Below are 15,348 nucleotides of genomic sequence, written 5' to 3'. Positions count from 1 at the left end.
TTGCCGCTGGTTAAGCCGAACGCTTGGTCATGCGGTCCACGTAGGACTGCTGGGCCTTGCCGGCGTCGTTGGTTGGCTTGAGATTGGTGAGGGTGTCACGAAGCTGCTCGGTCCCGGCTGCATCCTCTGCGAGAATGTCAAAACGGGCGTCGATATAGGCCTCTGCCTTGTCCTTGACTGCATCGCCAAGCTTGGCTTCAACAACGGCCTTTCGGATAGCAGCATCAGACAGGCCATCGGTCTTGACGTCTGGCGCGATAGCCCTGGCCTTATTGAGAAGGTCGCCACGAGCCGCTACAGCCGCATCAAGAGCAGCACCGTCAAGGACCTTGCCCTTGAGGTCGTCAATTTCGGCGTCCTTCTTCGCAAGTTCCGCGTCCTTGGTCGCGATGGCCGCGCCATGTGCGGTTTCGGCGTCGGACAGCTTCTTTTCCACTGCCGCCTTGTCAGCGGTCAGCTTTTCAATGGCCGTTGCGCCTGCGTCGGTCGTTTCGACCTGCAAGCCATCGACCAGCACTTTACGCAGAGTATCAGCCATGGGGCTTTTCCTTTCGTCTGCTGTCTGGGATGAAAAAGGGCGGATGCCCCACGACGCACCGTCACCGATGCGAGCCTGTGAACCCGCTCTTCCACGGGAAACTATTGCGATGTGATTGGCAGATATGCCGGTCTGCTTGGCCTGATACGGCGTACCATCAGGAGCAACACCATCGGCCCATACGAGATCGGCAGCGTAGCCAACACTCAATTCGCGCTTGCCGTCCTTGACCGCCTTTACAGCATCAGCATCGGTTATTTTCAGGCCGATCTTGAGATATTCGCCATCACGCAACACCTCATCGCCTGTGGTTCCGACCGCGTACTGCTTCCAGTTATCAGCTGTGACCACATCATCAGGGTGATCCAGCGTGATCGGAATACGCGAGAATGTATCGAGTGACCGCTTGGAGAATACCTCTGCCTCATCGCGATAGACATTCACAACACCAAGATCAGGCCGACCAATTTCAGGTCCAAGATATTGCTGAATGCCAATTCTGGCTGTTCGCGCATTGGCGACCAGATAGCCGTCATCGTTCACTTGACTGGCGTCAAGCGTCACAGTGTCCGTGATTTTCATGTGGTTTTATCCTCTGCGGATAGTCACCCGCACTGCATCGGCAACCTTGCTCGACACTTTCTTGCGGTTCTTTTCGGTAGCTGGTCGCATGAATGGCCTTTCCGCCATCTTGCTTGTCCCGAATTCCAGGGCAGCGCTGTAATCCGCATGACTGGTTATATGCACAGTCGGCGGGTTATGGGCATGCACTGTCGTTTCAATGTTCGTATCGAGGTGATGCGTATCGGCGTTCGGCGGCTGGCCGGGTGTGGATGGAACATGCCCCTTGCCCGAAATAGCGCCCTGTGTGATCGAATGCTCGGCCGATAGTTCGATATCCTGTCCAGCCGAATAAAGCGCGCCTGTGATCTGCTTTGCGGCTTTGCGCATGTTCTGGAGGCGTCTAACGTGCCTATCCAGACCCTTGATCTTCGCCATCAATCCAACTCCAGTAGGCCCTTAGCCTTACAACCGCAGAAAGGCGCAAAACCCGGAGGATCGGACTTAGCGACCTCACTATCCCAAGAATACACCTTGCCGTTTCTGGCCAAATGCTCCGGGCGGTAGTGCTTTTTGCCAGAATGGAGCCATTTAAAGCTTGTCATGCCGACTTGTAACTGACGCTCTTTGTCGAGAGCTGATGACAGTTTCTGTGACTGATCAATGGCGATACGCAGCGATCTATCCCGCGACAGGCCCACGGCTTCGCTCAACTGCTTGGCAACATCTCTCGGCGGAGTGCGGTTCTGTAGACCACGGTAAACAATATCAGCTATGCGCCCCCTCGCCTGATCAGACACGTTTCTGACCAAAGAGACATTGCGAGCAATCATATCTTCCAGTGTTTCCGTTACGTCACCGGCATGCATTTGTGTCGATAGATCAACCTTCGTCGCATAAACCAGTGTCGAGATGAACCGGCGCATATGCCAAAGCTGAAGCCGATCAGCCCATAACTGAAACAATCCCCGGAATGTCAGGACTGTGCGAACCGCCTCACCCTCAACAGCCTCGATTTCTGCCTCTACCGCACCCACACGGTCACGCATAAGCCTGTCAGAAGCGATCTGTTCAGCCAGTGCCTGCTTGTATGCCGGGAATATTCGGTCGTTCACACCGGCTTTCCACACCCGTACCACAGACATGTAAATGCGCGCCAGATCGTCTCTCTGGGCCTTGGTTGGCTCGATCTGTGGCAGTTCAACAGCGGTTTTGCGATAGCCGGTCGCCTTTACCTGCCGCTTGAGGTCAATCTTCACAGCGCATCCTCAGTCACGCCAGCCTTCCAGTCCTCTTTCACCTCGGCAAAGATTTCCGGCCCCAGCACAATTTCACCCTGCCACGGCTCGATGCCGGTGAGGTCCGGCGCATCCTTGGCATATGAAATCGTGATGTGCGGCTGGAACTCAGTATGATCCCATGATGCGCCTGCGTTCTTGATCTCCTGATATCGCCATGACAGTTCTGACGAGGCGAATAATAGAACCTTCGCCTCACCGTTCGGGCCGAACGCATCCATCATACGAGGCCCACCGGCAGCAACCTTCAATTCACTCTGCCAGCTTTCACCAACCTTCATCCAGTCAACCGGCTGGCGGCTGAATGCGATTGTGACGTGCATGTCGTCGGCAGGCAGCGTCGTGGTGAAGCCCTGCGCCTTGAAGTGGGCGATGATCTCCTTGGCGTTCAGCACATCACGGCGCACATACAGTGTACGTGGCGCGGCATCAGCAGTGATGGCACTCGGATTGTCACCTTCATCCAGCGGCGACAGGTCCAGATCAGCCTTGCTGGCAGTGTATGCTGTATCAGCACCGGGCCAGCTTTCACTTTCAATAAGGCGCGTCTGCACCATTCCGGCCAGCGCGTCCTGCGGGATGAGGCCAGAGCGAGCGTATATGTCGACTGCCTCGGCTTCGAGCTTATCAACCTCGGCGCGCTCCTTATCGGACGCCTGCCACAGGCTGTTCCATGAATACCAGATTGCCGGGTCGCGCTCGCCAAGGGCCGACCGGATGAGCATTTCGTCAAGGGGCTGGAGAGCAGGCGTATATTCCAGCTCCTGCATCGATTTCAGGCTATCGTAATAATGCTTGAGCGACCCGCTGTCCGCACTGGACAAACCTGCTTGTTGCTCGCCGGTCAGACGAGTGACGGGGATATCAGCAGCGCCAGCCATGATCGTCAGAAGCGTACGAGCGATATCCGGCAGACCTGCCCATGTGATCTGTTTCTGGCTCCATTCATCGTCACCGTCCAGCATCAACACATTGCTTATGCTCTTGAGCGTGGCAACCATCGTCCAGCGCGTGATGTAATCGTTCTCGGATGCCCCGGACGCCATCTGGGACACCATGTCCTTGATGCGGACCACATCGATCTTGGCTTCATGCAGCAGAGCATCGATCACACCGGCCACGTTGTCTGCCGAGCGGATGCTGTCGGCCATCTGTGTCCAGATGCTGTCCCCCCATACTTCGCCAGCACGGCGGAGGGAGCCGGGAACCGTGCGGCCATTGACGAAGACAACACGCGACGGGTGAATGTCGAGCATTCCGCCTTCCGTGGTCAGTGTCCATTTCTCCGGCTGACCGAACCAATCAGATTGAGGGTCGCGGATGATGGCGCCGGGCGTGATGTCGTCGCGTCCGAGAACGGTCAGATATTTCACCGTACCGGCACGAATGCTATCCATGCGCAGCGGCTGCGAAGTCACCCCCGGCAGGCCACCCACCATAATAACAGCCCCGCCCGTATGGCGAGCCGTGAGCAGCGCCTGATAGACCGCATTACGGACACCGAGACGCTTTTCCTCGGCCTCAATCTTCTCGATCTGATCCTTTTCAGCCTGCCATGACCGCCATTCCCGCACCGCGTCGGCAGCGGGGATATTGACGATCTTGCGATACCAAGTTGATGCGCGATAGGCGTTGTCTCTCTCCAAGCTGTCGAACTCGACAACATATCGAGTTGCAGCCGATTTCATATTCGCACGGCCAAGACCGGTGATGACGTTCGCCATTCCATCGGTAAGTGCTATGCCGTCCAGCGCGGTAACTGCGCCTTTCTGGTTTACCCGGATGCGGGGCTTATTCATGAAAATGCCTTTCGCATCTGTTCAATGGTGTAGCCTTCGCGCTTAATCATCGGCGTGACAGCGTATCGAAGAGCATCGATGTAGTGATTATTCGCGTCCACAAGCACCGGCAGCACATCGCCAGTCAGGCGATCCACCTTGTAGCTGTAGAGCATCATTTCGTTGATCAGCGCCTTGCAGCGTGGGTGTATGACGATCTCACGGAACGAGCGCAGGAAGCGAATGCCGTCTTCAACGCTGCCCTTCCACTTCTCAACACCTTCAGCCCTTGGAAGGCCAGAGCGCTTGATAATGCTGATGGATCCCGGAGACGCGCTATCCCAACGAGACGCATATTTCTCAAACTCTGGAATTCCAGTCGAAACTTCGATGCCGATAGCATCAAGCTCGATCTGGCGGCCACCACGCTCATGACTGACATAAAGCGTGTCACCATAGACATAGCAGCGCACGGCAGCGGTCGGGTCTTGAGCATAACCAAAGTCACCGCCCTGATATGGCCCATCCCATGAGGATGCAGCCTCAAACTCCGCAACACGATACTTGTTCGCGAATACCTGGGCGTCTGAATTGGTGAGATATGCCCCTTCCCACACATGAGCGTAGGTATTGGGGTCAAGCCGTTCCTGTTCGCGTCTCCGCAGTGTTTCCAGCCCGACAGGGAAAAACGGGTTATCCTGCCAGTTCATTTCGGTGATTAAGGCGTTGTCAGGCCTATCTTTGCGAAACCGCAGATCAACCGGTGATCCATCTTTGCGCGGGTTCCAAACCGTCCATAGCTCTGATTTAGGCTGCCGAAACACGGTGGCTTCCAACGCCAGCCATGATGTTTCTGGTACGTCTTCGGCTTCTTCGACAATCGTGAGATCGATCTTGGCCAAAGATTTGATGGTGTTCACGCCATGGCGAAGGCCACGAAAAATGAACTCCGTCCCGTTTGAGCCGCGCAGATAATCGACGCCCACATCGTAATGAGCGTCAAGCCAAGGCTCGGATGCTATTGCCGCTTTCAGTTCCGCGTGGAAGCTTTCCTTGATCGACGCCTGAAACTCACGCGTTGCAAGAACACGCAGAGGCTCCGCATATCCCCACACAGCGGCCATCTTGGCGAAGTTGAAGCTCTTGCCGCTTCCTCGTCCGCCGTGCGCTCCGCGATATTGAACACTTCCCCTTGGCTTGCTGAATATCGGAACGAGTTTAGGCGGGAGCCTTATCGTCGCTTCCGTCATCCGCTGCTAATATCCTGATTGTTGTGGGCTTCGGCGTCATCGAGCCATCACTTGATGTATGATCGACCTTCGCTTTGACTGGCGCTTCCAAGCCATACAGCTTAACCTTGCCGTTGATCGCTGAAACAGCAGCACTTGGATTGCCTGCCCTAATCGCCAGATCGCGGGCCTTCTCATATTCGTCTAACGCCTGCTGGCGCGTATAGATCGAATGCCTTTCAGCGTGGTCACGAAGCTCTTGCAGCCTTATGGCGACCTTAGGGTTATCGAGAAGCTGGCAAGCCTCGACGTAAATCCACTGATCCTTGGCATTCTCGCTCACGTCATAAGACCGGCGATACGCCTCTGCTGCATTTCCTGTTTCAAAAAAGGCGAGCGCAAAGGCCTCTTGCTTTGGGGTGAGACTCACGGTTCAATCCTGTTCGGGTTTGGACGGAGGGAAAGCAATGAGAAAGACTACAGGCATAAAGCTCAACAACATCGGGCATGCCAAAATGACCGATGTTCAAGTACATGGCTTCGATATTGGCATTGATGCCGACCAGGTGGGAACGTTTGAGACTACCCGAGTAGTAGTAACGGACGGAGGACACCACTTCACCCTGACGGAGGAAGAAGTTGCGAAAGTTCGCGAAATCATCGCCTCAACACAATCAAAAGACGAAGCAGTTAAGGCCATTTCTCAGTTGGGCAGCTTAGTCTTATGGACCAAAGGGAATGCCATCGATCTAATCGCGCTAGCCCTTTCTGTCTGGAGTACATTTAAAACTTAACCACTTTTTTGCCGGTCTTGCCCACTTACGCCGCATAATGAGGGTGCATACTCCCCGGAGCGGAGATGATGGTTCTAAGCCACGAGTGAAGCCTTGTTCCCATCGCCCGGTTGTCTGGGGAGGAGATACCCGCTCCGTGGAAGTCGTTAGAAATGTGCTATTGCTGCACCCAGTTAATCCGCGATGGGTCAATCCCAACTTGCTCCGCCATCTCGGTCGCTCTGGCTCTAAGGTTGATCGGAAGCTCAGGATCGCGAGACAATACCCAGAAGTAATCTGTGCTTGAACCGACAATAATCGCCCATCGGTAATCCTCATCCAGAGCGATAATATTGTATCCCCCATAAAAAGGCCCAAAGAACGATACTTTCAGCGCACCGTCGTTTGGTCCCCGCACGAATACAGCCGTGCCTGACACCTGTTTGTGCCTACCCCGCAAAGCATCAAATCCGCTATTAACGACATGAATAGAACCGTCGTCATTCAGAGTGTATTCCGCCGTTGTCTTGATCAATCCCCGCTCGAAGCGATTATCCAAACGACCTACTTCGAACCACTTGCCTAGATAACGCTCAGCATCAAAATTGCTTACAGGGACAACACCCGCTGGGATTTTCGGTGCGACAGCGCGATAAATTGCATATCCAGCCAAAAGGCCCGCTGCGCTTAGTGCCATTCGTTTGGGATTCATCGTCATTATCCTTTCAGAGCTATGACATTGAAACACTAAACTCACGCACTCGTTCCAAGTTCTGTTTAATCGCCATGACACTGAAGCCAAAGCGCATATCGTTCTCCGAATTGTTGAAATGAAAACCCCGCTCGATGGTGGGGGGCTGCTGCCGCAATGCGGCCTCAGTTGCTTTACTCCTGCATAAGGAGCATGGTGTTTATCTCGACAGCATTTGAAACGGGCGCTGTCGGTTACGGGTGCGAACTCTAGCCCCAACGAAGGAGGACCAAATGTCTTCCACCTACTTGAATTCTTCAAACATGAACATGATCACTCGCCTTCTCAGGGAGGCGCGTACACCGGGTGACACGTATGATCTGCCCACTAAGGCAGCACGATTTCTGGTGCACCGCTTTGAGAGCGGAACAGTTGATGAAGGCCGCTTACGAATTGCATTGAAGCGGTTTACTGTCCGACACAATGCAATGTATGCCGCAGTTAACCGATGGGATAACGAGGGCGGCGCGACAAAAAGAGAAGCATGATGGCTCTTTTGTTTCCAAATCCTAGCAGAAGCTTTGACGATTTAGAGATCGGTGTGCGCTTTGTGGGATATGATGGAATGATTTCCGTGCCGTTTCTAATCGAAAAAAGCGCGCTAGAGAGAAACGGTGCAATTGATGCAACAGAAGCATCCCTGCTGTCTGCCTTCGATGCATCACGCAAACGGATTTACGATGTCGCTCGTAAAATTTATTGTAATTCGCGGCAAACTTCATACCGGATTACGATGCAGAACATGGGTTGACCCACCTTCCCTCCAATGAAAAAGCTGCCACCCGAAGGCGACGGCTGAAAAACTGTGCGGCACTCTCTCCGCCCGTCACCGTTCGCGTTTGGTCGCCTTGCGGCCCACTGCGGCTCGTTTACGGTTCTGACCGCACCCTGTAGCCCTCATGGCTCGCGCTACCCGGATAAATGGGGCGGTACTGCATGAGGGAGGATAGTAACCCGCCGGGGTGCGCCGGAGCGTGACGGGTTTTGTTGAGTGTGCGAGCCGTGGGGCATATCCCATTTTGCTATTTCCCACGGTAGGCATTGCAATCGCCTTGCTGCTCGCATTCCGTTGAGGCAGTGCCTCGAATACAAAAAAGGCCGGGGCAAAAATGCACCGACCTTCATGACCATCATTTTCTACCAGTGCCAGTACATCCGTGGTCAAAAGCATCAAACGATGAAGGCAATTGCGAGCGACAGAAAACTTCCAGCGCTCTTAAGCAATGCCGATGAAGGCTATATAGGAGGGCACTGTGTTCAAAACAAGTCATCACAAGAGAAAGGCGGCCCGATAGCCCTTATGCCGCCTTCCTCTTTTCAGCGTATTTCTGGCGGCGTCGTTCGTTCCGCGCCTCATCCCAATCGAAGTCTCGATCTTCCTCACTGCTAGATTTTCCCGCCTGCTGCACGATACAGTTCTTTTTCTCTTTCAGTCTTTGGCTCAAACTTTTGAATCGGTCGCGCTGGAACTGAACTCGCCCTTGCGTCATCGGCTATCGCCATCGGAATTAAGACAGGGGAGGCAAGGACTAATCCTGTGGCCAATCCAGCATTACAGTGTGCTGACTGTCGGCCCCCCAACATGTTGCAGTTACCGCAACCCGTAAGAATAAATCCAACAACGAATAGGAAGAAAGCCCGTAACAACATGCTTCTGATGCTTTCAGTGTCGGAGCATCCTGTCAACAATGAAAAAGCGGCCCGTAAGCCGCTGTAAATCTCTCTTGGTGGCAAATCACCTACCGTATTCAGGCTGACTAAATGTCATTCGTTAGTCAAGTCCTTTGGCTCTGCGCGCCGATCTATCCCGTAGAAGTCCACAAGAGCGTCAAGGCCGTTGGCCAGAAACCGAACCATGTGTGGCATGTGCATTCCTGTGTCTTCATCGAGAATGCAGACTTTTCGAATGACGCTGGCAACCGGACGGCCAGACCGGTCGACCTTGCGGATTTCTTCGCCAAGCGCATTGATGCGGTCCCTCGCCTCCTTCGCTTTCTCTGGCTTATCTATTCCTAGGCCATGGATACGGGTCATATCGTGAGCGCGAGCCGATGGGTATGGAATACCGCTCAAGGCGTAGTACCGGCAGTAATCCTCTCCGTATCGAATGCCTGCCTGATAGTGGGCATAGCTGATATGATCCGGAAACAGGATGTGCAGGCGACCAAGGACAGACCCCGCCTCTGGACGCTCGGCTATGGATTTTGACAACCCGGCTCTCATACGGGCAGATATGACAACCATCTTCACCTCCGCCTCTGTTTCATGTGTTCGCCGCATTGCTGCTGATTTGCGTCTGCTCTTTCTCCCGTTTGGTTCACGCTCTACGGCAGGCAAAAGCGGCCTGCCCTGCTTCAATCGTCGCTTCTGTGCCTTTGAATAAGCCGCCATGCGTTCCTCGCTGCCGTGGGTTAGTCGCGTTCTTTGTGCTGATAGATGTTGATTTCCGTATCGCCGCCCTTGGTAAGAAAGGTCAGGAATTGCGCAGCGACTTCGCTTTTCGCATTCGCCTTGGAGCGCGTGGCGATTAGATCGAGTGCGAATAGCCATGCTGCGAAAGCGACTGCCATAAAAAATATGCGCGCATAAAGATCATCATCCCGAACCGCGATGGAAAATATCCCGCCTCCAGTGACGCAGATGACAAACGGATAATAATCCATCACCAGTTCATGCAGCCATTTCCCAAGCTTCTTGATGCGATCCATCACCCTCTCCTATGCTGTGTTCTTGCGTTCGTAGTAGGCAGCGCCGCGCCGCCAGCTAAATCTCACACGCTCGTAAATGTCTCCGCATTCGAAAGTGATTTGTTTGGGAAGCATCCACATTTGGACCATTGTGCATTTGATCCATAGTCTTCGCCCGTTTCTGCAATGCGGGCTTCTAAAATGCGCGAACTGTAAAGCGCCCACCACCCTCTCCTATGCTGCCTGCTTGGCGATGCGCGCCATTGTGGTTTCACGACCAAATGCACGGATAAATGCTGCCGATTCTTCTCTGCTCTTGAAGCCAAAGCGGTTTATCGCGTGATGGATTGAACTGTGATCACGTCCGCCGGTGTGCTTTCCGATGTTGGGTAGGCTCATATCTGGGCGGAGTGACCAGACGCAAAGGATTGCGTAATGGCGGAGATCAACGATTGCTCGCGTACGGCGATGGCTGAGAACATCATCGTAGTTGATGCCTGTTCCCTGAACGGCACCGATGATAATATCCTTTACGGAAAGCTTGTCCGCGCCGGTAAGATCAACCTCGCGATATGATGCGATGATGTTGACGTAGTTTTGAAACTGTTCGGCGCGCTGTGCTTCGGCTTCACGCTTTTCCATTTCACGGCGCTTGGCTTCAAGCTCCACTTCCTCGCGGCGCTTCATTTCTGCTTCGCGTTCACTCCGCTGTTTTCTCAAACGCTCTGAGATAATTCGAGTTGCGGCCTGATTGGTACGGGTTGCTGATACTGCAAACATTATTCGAACTCTCCATGCGGTACGGTGCGGACCTTCCTGCGTTTCAAGCAACTCATCGCTCTGTGAACACGCATGTGAGCGTCCGCTTCGGTGATGCCCATGATTTGAGCTATTTCCAGTGTGTCTTTCCCTTGGCGGAATAAGCGCAAGGGCTTGAAAACTTCCCGATCCTTCTTCGACCAGTAATACGATGATGAGTTATCGACGTGGGCGTGGTGGGCTAAGGTCATGCCGCCCTCCCCACTTGCTGGAACGAACCGCTCGGCGCGTTTCTGATCTTGTCGAGATTGAATTCCTTGCCGTTGCTTTCTGCCGCTGCCTTGAGGCGGGCTGTGCAGCCTTCCGGGCTTGCGTCGTACTGGTCGCGGCGGGTTTCTTCTGCTGCATTGTCGAGGCGCTGCTGTGCCTTCTCGGCTTCCCACTTCGCAGTTGCACGGGCGCGGCTTTCCGGTGTCCACTTGGCGACAGGTTTGTCCTTGGCCATTTCCTCTCGGATGCGACGTTCCTGATTGTCTCTGACCCGCGCTTCGAGGATCGGCTTCATCACCCTTTCGCATTCTTGGCGAAGCTCTGGAGGGCTTGGAAGGAAAGCATGGCCGAGAGAGCCTTGCAGTATCCGCTTTGTCGCCGTTTGCAGGCCGTGGCGCGTCACACCTTCGAGGGCCAGATAGAAACCCGCCACGTTGACTTGATCGTCAGCCGAAGCCCTTGAGGGCAGGCTTGAAAGCAAGGTCAAGCACTCTAACATTTCCGCCTGAGTGGCCTTCGCCGTAAAATCCTCTGTTTTGGCTATCTGGTTCATCTCTCAAAACTCCGTGTCGCCTTGCTTCGTCGCGTAGTGCATCCCCGATACTTCGAGGCTTTGGAGGGGGTTCTTTTCGCTTGCCTTGCCGATTGTCGTATCGGCCTTCGAGAATTGCGGCGAAGGACGAGGGCTGGAGCAGAAAATCGAGATCAGCCCTCCACCCCCGGTCGTTGCCACCGGTGCAAAAACTGCTCGCCTCGATCTTGGCAAGCGCTTCGAGCCAGACCGGTAGGCCATGCTGGCGAAGAACGGCAGCGAGCTTCTGCTTCCGAGCAGCCGTCAAAACCCGAACTGAGGGCAGATCACATCGGCTAGCGGTAGCTTGGTAGGCTTCGAGAGCCTCAGAATGATCGAAATCTGTGGGGGAAGAGCCCCCTTTAGGGGGCGAAGGGGGATTGATAGGGGTTAGTTTTTTAGGGGGTATGGGGGACCTTTTTTCAGGGGAAAGGTTTCCACCGTCTGAAACGTCTTGTTCCGTCTTATTAAGACGCTTTTCAGACGCTTTAAGACGCTCGTAATAACGGCGGTTGCGCTCTTGACGTTTGTTAGTCACCGCCGATGGCGCGTTGGATTGTTCCATCTCAGCTATAGCCAAGACAATGTCTTCATGAGACATGTTGGCTGCGAGCATATGCTTAACGGCTGTGGCGATGACTGACATGATCACCAACCCCTCAATGCCCAGTAGTAAAGCTGATCAGCACACTCCCAAGGATCGCGCCAAAGCTCTGAGCCGGTAAATCTGAATACGTCAAAGCCGAGATTTGTAAGGTCTCTGTCTCGGCTTCTATCCTTCGAAGCCTGCTCTTTGGTGCGTTCATGGTATTCATGGCCATCGCACTCGATTACGAGCTTGCGCCAGTAAGGCTCTGTAGTGCTACGTTTGTGCGCCGAATAAACATACCCAGAAGTCCATGCACTCAAAACAAAATCAACGCGATAGTTTCCGATTTGGACTTGAGGTTGTAAGATTAGATATGTTCTATAGTGCGGGTTTGAGAAATACTCTTGCGCGTGACTCTCTTCGTCTGCGTTTAGAACGTCTGAGAATTCCGTTCGCCCGTACATAATCCGTGCGCTAATGGCTGCACACAGCAGCTTCTCTATCTCGGTGTCCCCCATGACCCATGCATCACGGTCGTCCAAGACTTCCAAGACCGAAGAAATTGTCTGCTGGCGTAAAAGATCAAAACCATAGAGTTTGCTTTTCTTCATGACGCTAACGCCTCCTCGGCGCGCTGCAAGATGACGACGCACTCATCTTTCAAACCGGCATCCCACGTCATCGTGAGGCGTTCACAGAGATTGTCGTTCTTGATGACTTTGTAATGCTGGAGAACGTCGAGCAGCGCTTTCATGCGGTTGTCGAGATCCATGCGCTTGTGCGGACGCTTCAAAGCAACTGAGATGCTGAAAGGCCCGTCGATGAATTCGTTCTTGCGATTGAGGAAGAAGCCGCAGTCTTTGCGCCACTTCGCATATTCCGGCGAAAGACGGCGAGATTTGCCCCAGCCGACATAGATGTCCCAAACAGACGGAGGGAACGGGAGCGCGAGCTTAATCATGCTGCCGCCTCGCCTTCTGCCTTGCGGCGATCAATCTCATTCTCAATGAGTTTTACCGACTGCTTGCGGTGCTGGAGAATGCGCCGATGCTGCGCGATCCAGCTATCAGGACGCGGCGGCTTTGAGCGTTGGCCTTTGCGAATTAGGTCTTCCATCGACCAGACTTCGCCCTTGGCAATATCGTGCATCTCTCGCAAGGTAAGCATTTCTACCTCACGCAAGCCGGTACGTTTGCGACCCGCCCGGGAACAAATCGTCGCCGTGCGGACAAACATAGCCATGCTCGATCAGCCAGCGACCGGACGCGAGGCCGACCGATTTTCCATCGGGCAAGGTGAAATAAACGAAACCGCCGCCCTTTATGGCTTCCTCTGTGAGGGAGACCTCGCGGGCAAGGATTGCCCCCCCATGCAGGCGACCAAGGGTTGGTTTCACGTAATGCGGTATTTTTTGCGTTTCCATTACACCCTCCATGCGAAATAGAGGCCGATCAGGCAGACCAGCAGGATTGTCAGGGAAACCGTAAAGACGGCTGCTATAGCGGCGTGGAGAAGGTTCATTTCTCGTCACTCTCCATGCGTTCGAAGATTTGTTTTCGATGCTTCCTTCTCTTGACGAACCTTCGCCAAAAGCTGCGAAGCCTCGCCGACCAAATCCTCCATATCAGCATCTCTGCTCACCGCTCTTTCGAGTTCCAATTCGTGTTGAAGTTGCGCAATCTGGCGCTCGCAAAAATCGAGATAAGCCGAACGGACGCGACTAAAAACTGACGCTTCCACGGTCTTTGAGCGGCCAATGCGCAGATTGTTTAAAGTCCAATAAGACAAGCCATATCGACGGCTCAGGCGCTTAAGAGCTTGACTGTGATCGCCCCACCCTCTTGCTTCTTTCTCCGTCATGTCGCGGACATACTGTCCGGCTCTATCCACTAGTTCGCAGCTACTCATAACTTTGCGCTCCGAAGCCAATTGATGTTCCATTGACTGAAATTCTTTGCACCCCATGCCAAAAATCCTTCGCTACGTTTCAGGACATGGAAGGCACCCTGAAACGAAACGAACGCAGGAGAGAAAGCTTGGAGTTGCTCGGCTATTACGCTTGGAGAGTTCTGCAAAACGCTCGCAAAGCCGCGATAGCCCGACAGAAAGAAAACGCGGATGCTGAAATGCGTGGACCTGCTTTGTCCAAGGTTGAGAGGGAAGCCCCGCCCACGCGCCGCCAAGGCGCATCCGCTGACACCGAAGAACTTGGCGGACAGGCATTCGCGCCCGGAAGAACGCGCACTTGACGCTCGGTGTGTCTGTGAATTTGAGAATTGGACAGGACGGTTCCTCATCATCGCCGCCTCAGTCCTGTCCAGAAAGGGGAGCCGTGACGCCGAGGGGATTAGCGTCACGGCTTTCTTCGTCTGCCTTTGGGCGGGAGGCTTGGGTGGCAGACGAATTCGGATATTCATTAATGACGCCAGCGCCGAACTTTCGCGCTACGCCATCTGAAAGGCGGATATTTTCTTGATGAGCTTCTTCGGAGATCAGGCCAGCATCTACCAATTCAGCAGAAAAAGCCTTGTTATCTTCCATGGCTTCGGAGGTGCGATGCCTCGCACGCTCCTCACGAGATTTTTTCTCATGCGCGTGCGAAGCAAGCGCCGTGCCATTCTCGTATTCGTTCAGATAAAGATCGAAAATCGCATTGGCGTTGTCGATCTCATCGCGGCCTTTCTTCTCGACCTTACGAAGATACGAAACAAGCTGACCGGCGGCGGTTTTGTCGTAACCCTCGCCTTTCATTTCCGCATAGACTTCGCGAATATCATCCTTGATTGCGTCCTCTTCTTCTTTGAGGCGCAAAATGCGGTCGGTGAAGGATTTGAGACGAGAATTACTCATGCGCTCGCCCTCGCCTCTTTGCGGGGCTTGGGGGATGGGACCAAAACACTGCTAGGCCATCGGACCCCATCAGGCCAATTCTTAGAAAAACTGTTTACGACCTCGTCATATTTTTTGACCGTAAATGTAGTTTCGCCATCACGGATGCGAACAAAGAACTTTCCGTCAGAGGCGATATGCCGTCCGACTGTTGTTTCTTCGATCCGCTTCGCCGCGCCATAAATCGCGGCTAGTGTGAGGAGGTTCTGTGCAAGCTGTGTTTCCATAGCTCGCTATCATAATGGGAACTTTCCTACTTTTCAATGGGAAACTTCCGATTTCCAATTTAATGGGGAAAAATCCTATTCTCAGCGTATGATGGAATTGAAAGAAATCGTCCAAACCAGACTGAAGCAACTCGGCCTTGGCCCGGTCGAAGCGGCGACAGCAGCGGGTCTTGAGCGCACTTATATCCGCGACATTGTCGAAGGAAAGAAAAAATCTGTACGCACTGATAAGCTCCAGGCATTGGCCGACGCTTTGAAAATCGACGCTGCCGCCCTGCAACGCGGGGAACTGGTCGCGAGCGACAACGCCAATGAAAGTCCAAGCTGGTCTGAATTCACTGATCTGTTCTCCAAGGTAAGCGAAGAGGATCAGGGGGCTGTTTTGCGGTTAATGCGCTCACTAGCTGCCGCAAAGAAAGAATAATCTG

Annotated in this window: 25 protein-coding genes; 6 read left to right on the top strand and 19 right to left on the bottom strand. The window is 53.7% G+C overall.

From position 1 onward, the window contains the following. Positions 1-10: 10 nt before the first annotated feature. The 6 genes from KUG47_RS12100 to KUG47_RS12075 are packed head-to-tail and all read right to left on the bottom strand — an operon-like array spanning position 11 to position 5,834. Positions 11-1,120 carry a DUF2213 domain-containing protein gene (locus tag KUG47_RS12100; protein ID WP_217678236.1) on the bottom strand — a complete coding sequence of 370 codons (1,110 nt, stop codon included), beginning with the start codon at positions 1,118-1,120 and terminating at the stop codon, positions 11-13. Between the two features lie 6 nt (positions 1,121-1,126). Further along, the gene (locus KUG47_RS12095) at positions 1,127-1,537 is read right to left on the bottom strand and encodes an HK97-gp10 family putative phage morphogenesis protein (protein ID WP_217678235.1); all 411 of its coding nucleotides are present in this window, start codon (positions 1,535-1,537) and stop codon (positions 1,127-1,129) included. Further along, complete coding sequence (locus tag KUG47_RS12090; protein WP_217678234.1) at positions 1,537-2,358, bottom strand: phage minor head protein; 822 nt, start codon at positions 2,356-2,358, stop codon at positions 1,537-1,539. Before KUG47_RS12090 ends, KUG47_RS12095 begins: the two co-directional genes overlap by 1 nt. After that, positions 2,355-4,196: a phage portal protein gene (locus tag KUG47_RS12085; RefSeq protein ID WP_217678233.1), complete on the bottom strand. Its 1,842-nt coding sequence runs from the start codon at positions 4,194-4,196 to the stop codon at positions 2,355-2,357. The genes KUG47_RS12090 and KUG47_RS12085 overlap by 4 nt, the downstream gene beginning before the upstream one ends. Beyond that, positions 4,193-5,425, bottom strand: a complete 1,233-nt coding sequence (locus tag KUG47_RS12080) for a PBSX family phage terminase large subunit (protein WP_217678232.1) — start codon at positions 5,423-5,425, stop codon at positions 4,193-4,195. Before KUG47_RS12080 ends, KUG47_RS12085 begins: the two co-directional genes overlap by 4 nt. Continuing rightward, the gene (locus KUG47_RS12075) at positions 5,394-5,834 is read right to left on the bottom strand and encodes a terminase small subunit (protein WP_217678231.1); all 441 of its coding nucleotides are present in this window, start codon (positions 5,832-5,834) and stop codon (positions 5,394-5,396) included. The genes KUG47_RS12080 and KUG47_RS12075 overlap by 32 nt, the downstream gene beginning before the upstream one ends. A gap of 37 nt (positions 5,835-5,871) precedes the next feature. On the opposite strand from KUG47_RS12075, the gene KUG47_RS12070 reads away from it, so the two are divergent. After that, a complete protein-coding gene (locus KUG47_RS12070) occupies positions 5,872-6,198 on the top strand; it encodes a hypothetical protein (protein ID WP_217678230.1) in 327 nt (108 codons plus the stop codon). A gap of 157 nt (positions 6,199-6,355) precedes the next feature. Here KUG47_RS12070 and KUG47_RS12065 read toward each other — a convergent pair whose 3' ends face one another. Beyond that, complete coding sequence (locus KUG47_RS12065) at positions 6,356-6,889, bottom strand: lipocalin family protein (protein WP_217678229.1); 534 nt, start codon at positions 6,887-6,889, stop codon at positions 6,356-6,358. Positions 6,890-7,161: 272 nt separating this feature from the next. On the opposite strand from KUG47_RS12065, the gene KUG47_RS12060 reads away from it, so the two are divergent. The 3 genes from KUG47_RS12060 to KUG47_RS12050 all read left to right on the top strand — a co-directional run bounded on the left by KUG47_RS12060 (position 7,162) and on the right by KUG47_RS12050 (position 8,318). Next, positions 7,162-7,416, top strand: a complete 255-nt coding sequence (locus tag KUG47_RS12060; protein WP_217678228.1) for a hypothetical protein — start codon at positions 7,162-7,164, stop codon at positions 7,414-7,416. Then, positions 7,413-7,679, top strand: a complete 267-nt coding sequence (locus KUG47_RS12055) for a DUF1488 family protein (RefSeq protein WP_422718086.1) — start codon at positions 7,413-7,415, stop codon at positions 7,677-7,679. Before KUG47_RS12060 ends, KUG47_RS12055 begins: the two co-directional genes overlap by 4 nt. A gap of 372 nt (positions 7,680-8,051) precedes the next feature. After that, on the top strand, positions 8,052-8,318 hold the full coding sequence (locus KUG47_RS12050) for a hypothetical protein (RefSeq protein ID WP_217678446.1): 267 nt from the start codon (positions 8,052-8,054) through the stop codon (positions 8,316-8,318). A gap of 374 nt (positions 8,319-8,692) precedes the next feature. Here the strand turns inward: KUG47_RS12050 and KUG47_RS12045 are convergent, their stop codons facing one another. The 11 genes from KUG47_RS12045 to KUG47_RS11995 all read right to left on the bottom strand — a co-directional run bounded on the left by KUG47_RS12045 (position 8,693) and on the right by KUG47_RS11995 (position 13,769). Further along, the gene (locus KUG47_RS12045) at positions 8,693-9,172 is read right to left on the bottom strand and encodes a hypothetical protein (RefSeq protein WP_217678227.1); all 480 of its coding nucleotides are present in this window, start codon (positions 9,170-9,172) and stop codon (positions 8,693-8,695) included. 167 nt (positions 9,173-9,339) lie between these two features. Beyond that, a complete protein-coding gene (locus KUG47_RS12040) occupies positions 9,340-9,636 on the bottom strand; it encodes a hypothetical protein (protein ID WP_217678226.1) in 297 nt (98 codons plus the stop codon). Positions 9,637-9,849: 213 nt separating this feature from the next. Beyond that, entirely contained in the window at positions 9,850-10,446 is a 597-nt protein-coding gene (locus tag KUG47_RS12035) for a helix-turn-helix domain-containing protein (protein WP_254799540.1), read from the bottom strand. Beyond that, positions 10,395-10,625 (bottom strand): RNA polymerase sigma factor, encoded by a 231-nt coding sequence (locus KUG47_RS12030; RefSeq protein WP_217678224.1) that lies wholly within the window; start codon positions 10,623-10,625, stop codon positions 10,395-10,397. Before KUG47_RS12030 ends, KUG47_RS12035 begins: the two co-directional genes overlap by 52 nt. After that, positions 10,622-11,077, bottom strand: coding sequence for a hypothetical protein (locus KUG47_RS12025; RefSeq protein ID WP_217678223.1), 456 nt, complete (start codon positions 11,075-11,077; stop codon positions 10,622-10,624). Before KUG47_RS12025 ends, KUG47_RS12030 begins: the two co-directional genes overlap by 4 nt. Before the next feature lie 13 nt (positions 11,078-11,090). Next, positions 11,091-11,861, bottom strand: coding sequence for a DNA replication protein (locus tag KUG47_RS12020; protein WP_217678222.1), 771 nt, complete (start codon positions 11,859-11,861; stop codon positions 11,091-11,093). 2 nt (positions 11,862-11,863) lie between these two features. After that, complete coding sequence (locus KUG47_RS12015; RefSeq protein WP_217678221.1) at positions 11,864-12,415, bottom strand: endonuclease domain-containing protein; 552 nt, start codon at positions 12,413-12,415, stop codon at positions 11,864-11,866. Then, the gene (locus KUG47_RS12010; protein ID WP_217678220.1) at positions 12,412-12,765 is read right to left on the bottom strand and encodes a RusA family crossover junction endodeoxyribonuclease; all 354 of its coding nucleotides are present in this window, start codon (positions 12,763-12,765) and stop codon (positions 12,412-12,414) included. Before KUG47_RS12010 ends, KUG47_RS12015 begins: the two co-directional genes overlap by 4 nt. Then, a complete protein-coding gene (locus KUG47_RS12005) occupies positions 12,762-12,971 on the bottom strand; it encodes a hypothetical protein (protein ID WP_217678219.1) in 210 nt (69 codons plus the stop codon). Before KUG47_RS12005 ends, KUG47_RS12010 begins: the two co-directional genes overlap by 4 nt. Before the next feature lie 7 nt (positions 12,972-12,978). Further along, positions 12,979-13,227 (bottom strand): hypothetical protein, encoded by a 249-nt coding sequence (locus KUG47_RS12000; protein ID WP_217678218.1) that lies wholly within the window; start codon positions 13,225-13,227, stop codon positions 12,979-12,981. A gap of 104 nt (positions 13,228-13,331) precedes the next feature. Continuing rightward, positions 13,332-13,769 (bottom strand): hypothetical protein, encoded by a 438-nt coding sequence (locus KUG47_RS11995; protein ID WP_217678217.1) that lies wholly within the window; start codon positions 13,767-13,769, stop codon positions 13,332-13,334. A gap of 161 nt (positions 13,770-13,930) precedes the next feature. Here KUG47_RS11995 and KUG47_RS16805 point away from each other — a divergent pair, with 161 nt between their 5' ends. Beyond that, complete coding sequence (locus KUG47_RS16805) at positions 13,931-14,053, top strand: hypothetical protein (RefSeq protein WP_256448766.1); 123 nt, start codon at positions 13,931-13,933, stop codon at positions 14,051-14,053. A 58-nt stretch (positions 14,054-14,111) separates the two neighbouring features. Here KUG47_RS16805 and KUG47_RS11990 read toward each other — a convergent pair whose 3' ends face one another. Further along, positions 14,112-14,654 carry a DUF2312 domain-containing protein gene (locus tag KUG47_RS11990; protein WP_217678216.1) on the bottom strand — a complete coding sequence of 181 codons (543 nt, stop codon included), beginning with the start codon at positions 14,652-14,654 and terminating at the stop codon, positions 14,112-14,114. A gap of 363 nt (positions 14,655-15,017) precedes the next feature. On the opposite strand from KUG47_RS11990, the gene KUG47_RS11985 reads away from it, so the two are divergent. After that, positions 15,018-15,344: a helix-turn-helix domain-containing protein gene (locus tag KUG47_RS11985; RefSeq protein ID WP_217678215.1), complete on the top strand. Its 327-nt coding sequence runs from the start codon at positions 15,018-15,020 to the stop codon at positions 15,342-15,344. Positions 15,345-15,348: the final 4 nt, after the last annotated feature.

The organism is Falsochrobactrum tianjinense, from assembly GCF_019100495.1.
In the GTDB taxonomy this organism is placed as follows: domain Bacteria; phylum Pseudomonadota; class Alphaproteobacteria; order Rhizobiales; family Rhizobiaceae; genus Brucella; species Brucella tianjinense.
The sequence above is the reverse complement of the archived record's forward strand: the minus strand, read 5'-3'. Positions and strand labels throughout refer to the sequence as shown.

Excerpts from the sequence above, each read along its gene's own strand:
- KUG47_RS12100 (WP_217678236.1), bottom strand. The coding sequence starts at position 1,120 with ATGAAAATCACGGACACTGTGACGCTTGACGCCAGTCAAGTGAACGAT.
- KUG47_RS12095 (WP_217678235.1), bottom strand. The coding sequence starts at position 1,537 with ATGGCGAAGATCAAGGGTCTGGATAGGCACGTTAGACGCCTCCAGAAC.
- KUG47_RS12085 (WP_217678233.1), bottom strand. The coding sequence starts at position 4,196 with ATGAATAAGCCCCGCATCCGGGTAAACCAGAAAGGCGCAGTTACCGCG.
- KUG47_RS12080 (WP_217678232.1), bottom strand. The coding sequence starts at position 5,425 with ATGACGGAAGCGACGATAAGGCTCCCGCCTAAACTCGTTCCGATATTC.
- KUG47_RS12070 (WP_217678230.1), top strand. The coding sequence starts at position 5,872 with ATGAGAAAGACTACAGGCATAAAGCTCAACAACATCGGGCATGCCAAA.
- KUG47_RS12065 (WP_217678229.1), bottom strand. The coding sequence starts at position 6,889 with ATGAATCCCAAACGAATGGCACTAAGCGCAGCGGGCCTTTTGGCTGGA.
- KUG47_RS12060 (WP_217678228.1), top strand. The coding sequence starts at position 7,162 with ATGTCTTCCACCTACTTGAATTCTTCAAACATGAACATGATCACTCGC.
- KUG47_RS12055 (WP_422718086.1), top strand. The coding sequence starts at position 7,413 with ATGATGGCTCTTTTGTTTCCAAATCCTAGCAGAAGCTTTGACGATTTA.
- KUG47_RS12050 (WP_217678446.1), top strand. The coding sequence starts at position 8,052 with ATGACCATCATTTTCTACCAGTGCCAGTACATCCGTGGTCAAAAGCAT.
- KUG47_RS12045 (WP_217678227.1), bottom strand. The coding sequence starts at position 9,172 with ATGGTTGTCATATCTGCCCGTATGAGAGCCGGGTTGTCAAAATCCATA.
- KUG47_RS12040 (WP_217678226.1), bottom strand. The coding sequence starts at position 9,636 with ATGGATCGCATCAAGAAGCTTGGGAAATGGCTGCATGAACTGGTGATG.
- KUG47_RS12030 (WP_217678224.1), bottom strand. The coding sequence starts at position 10,625 with ATGACCTTAGCCCACCACGCCCACGTCGATAACTCATCATCGTATTAC.
- KUG47_RS12020 (WP_217678222.1), bottom strand. The coding sequence starts at position 11,861 with ATGTCAGTCATCGCCACAGCCGTTAAGCATATGCTCGCAGCCAACATG.
- KUG47_RS12015 (WP_217678221.1), bottom strand. The coding sequence starts at position 12,415 with ATGAAGAAAAGCAAACTCTATGGTTTTGATCTTTTACGCCAGCAGACA.
- KUG47_RS12010 (WP_217678220.1), bottom strand. The coding sequence starts at position 12,765 with ATGATTAAGCTCGCGCTCCCGTTCCCTCCGTCTGTTTGGGACATCTAT.
- KUG47_RS12005 (WP_217678219.1), bottom strand. The coding sequence starts at position 12,971 with ATGCTTACCTTGCGAGAGATGCACGATATTGCCAAGGGCGAAGTCTGG.
- KUG47_RS12000 (WP_217678218.1), bottom strand. The coding sequence starts at position 13,227 with ATGGAAACGCAAAAAATACCGCATTACGTGAAACCAACCCTTGGTCGC.
- KUG47_RS11995 (WP_217678217.1), bottom strand. The coding sequence starts at position 13,769 with ATGGGGTGCAAAGAATTTCAGTCAATGGAACATCAATTGGCTTCGGAG.
- KUG47_RS16805 (WP_256448766.1), top strand. The coding sequence starts at position 13,931 with ATGCGTGGACCTGCTTTGTCCAAGGTTGAGAGGGAAGCCCCGCCCACG.
- KUG47_RS11990 (WP_217678216.1), bottom strand. The coding sequence starts at position 14,654 with ATGAGTAATTCTCGTCTCAAATCCTTCACCGACCGCATTTTGCGCCTC.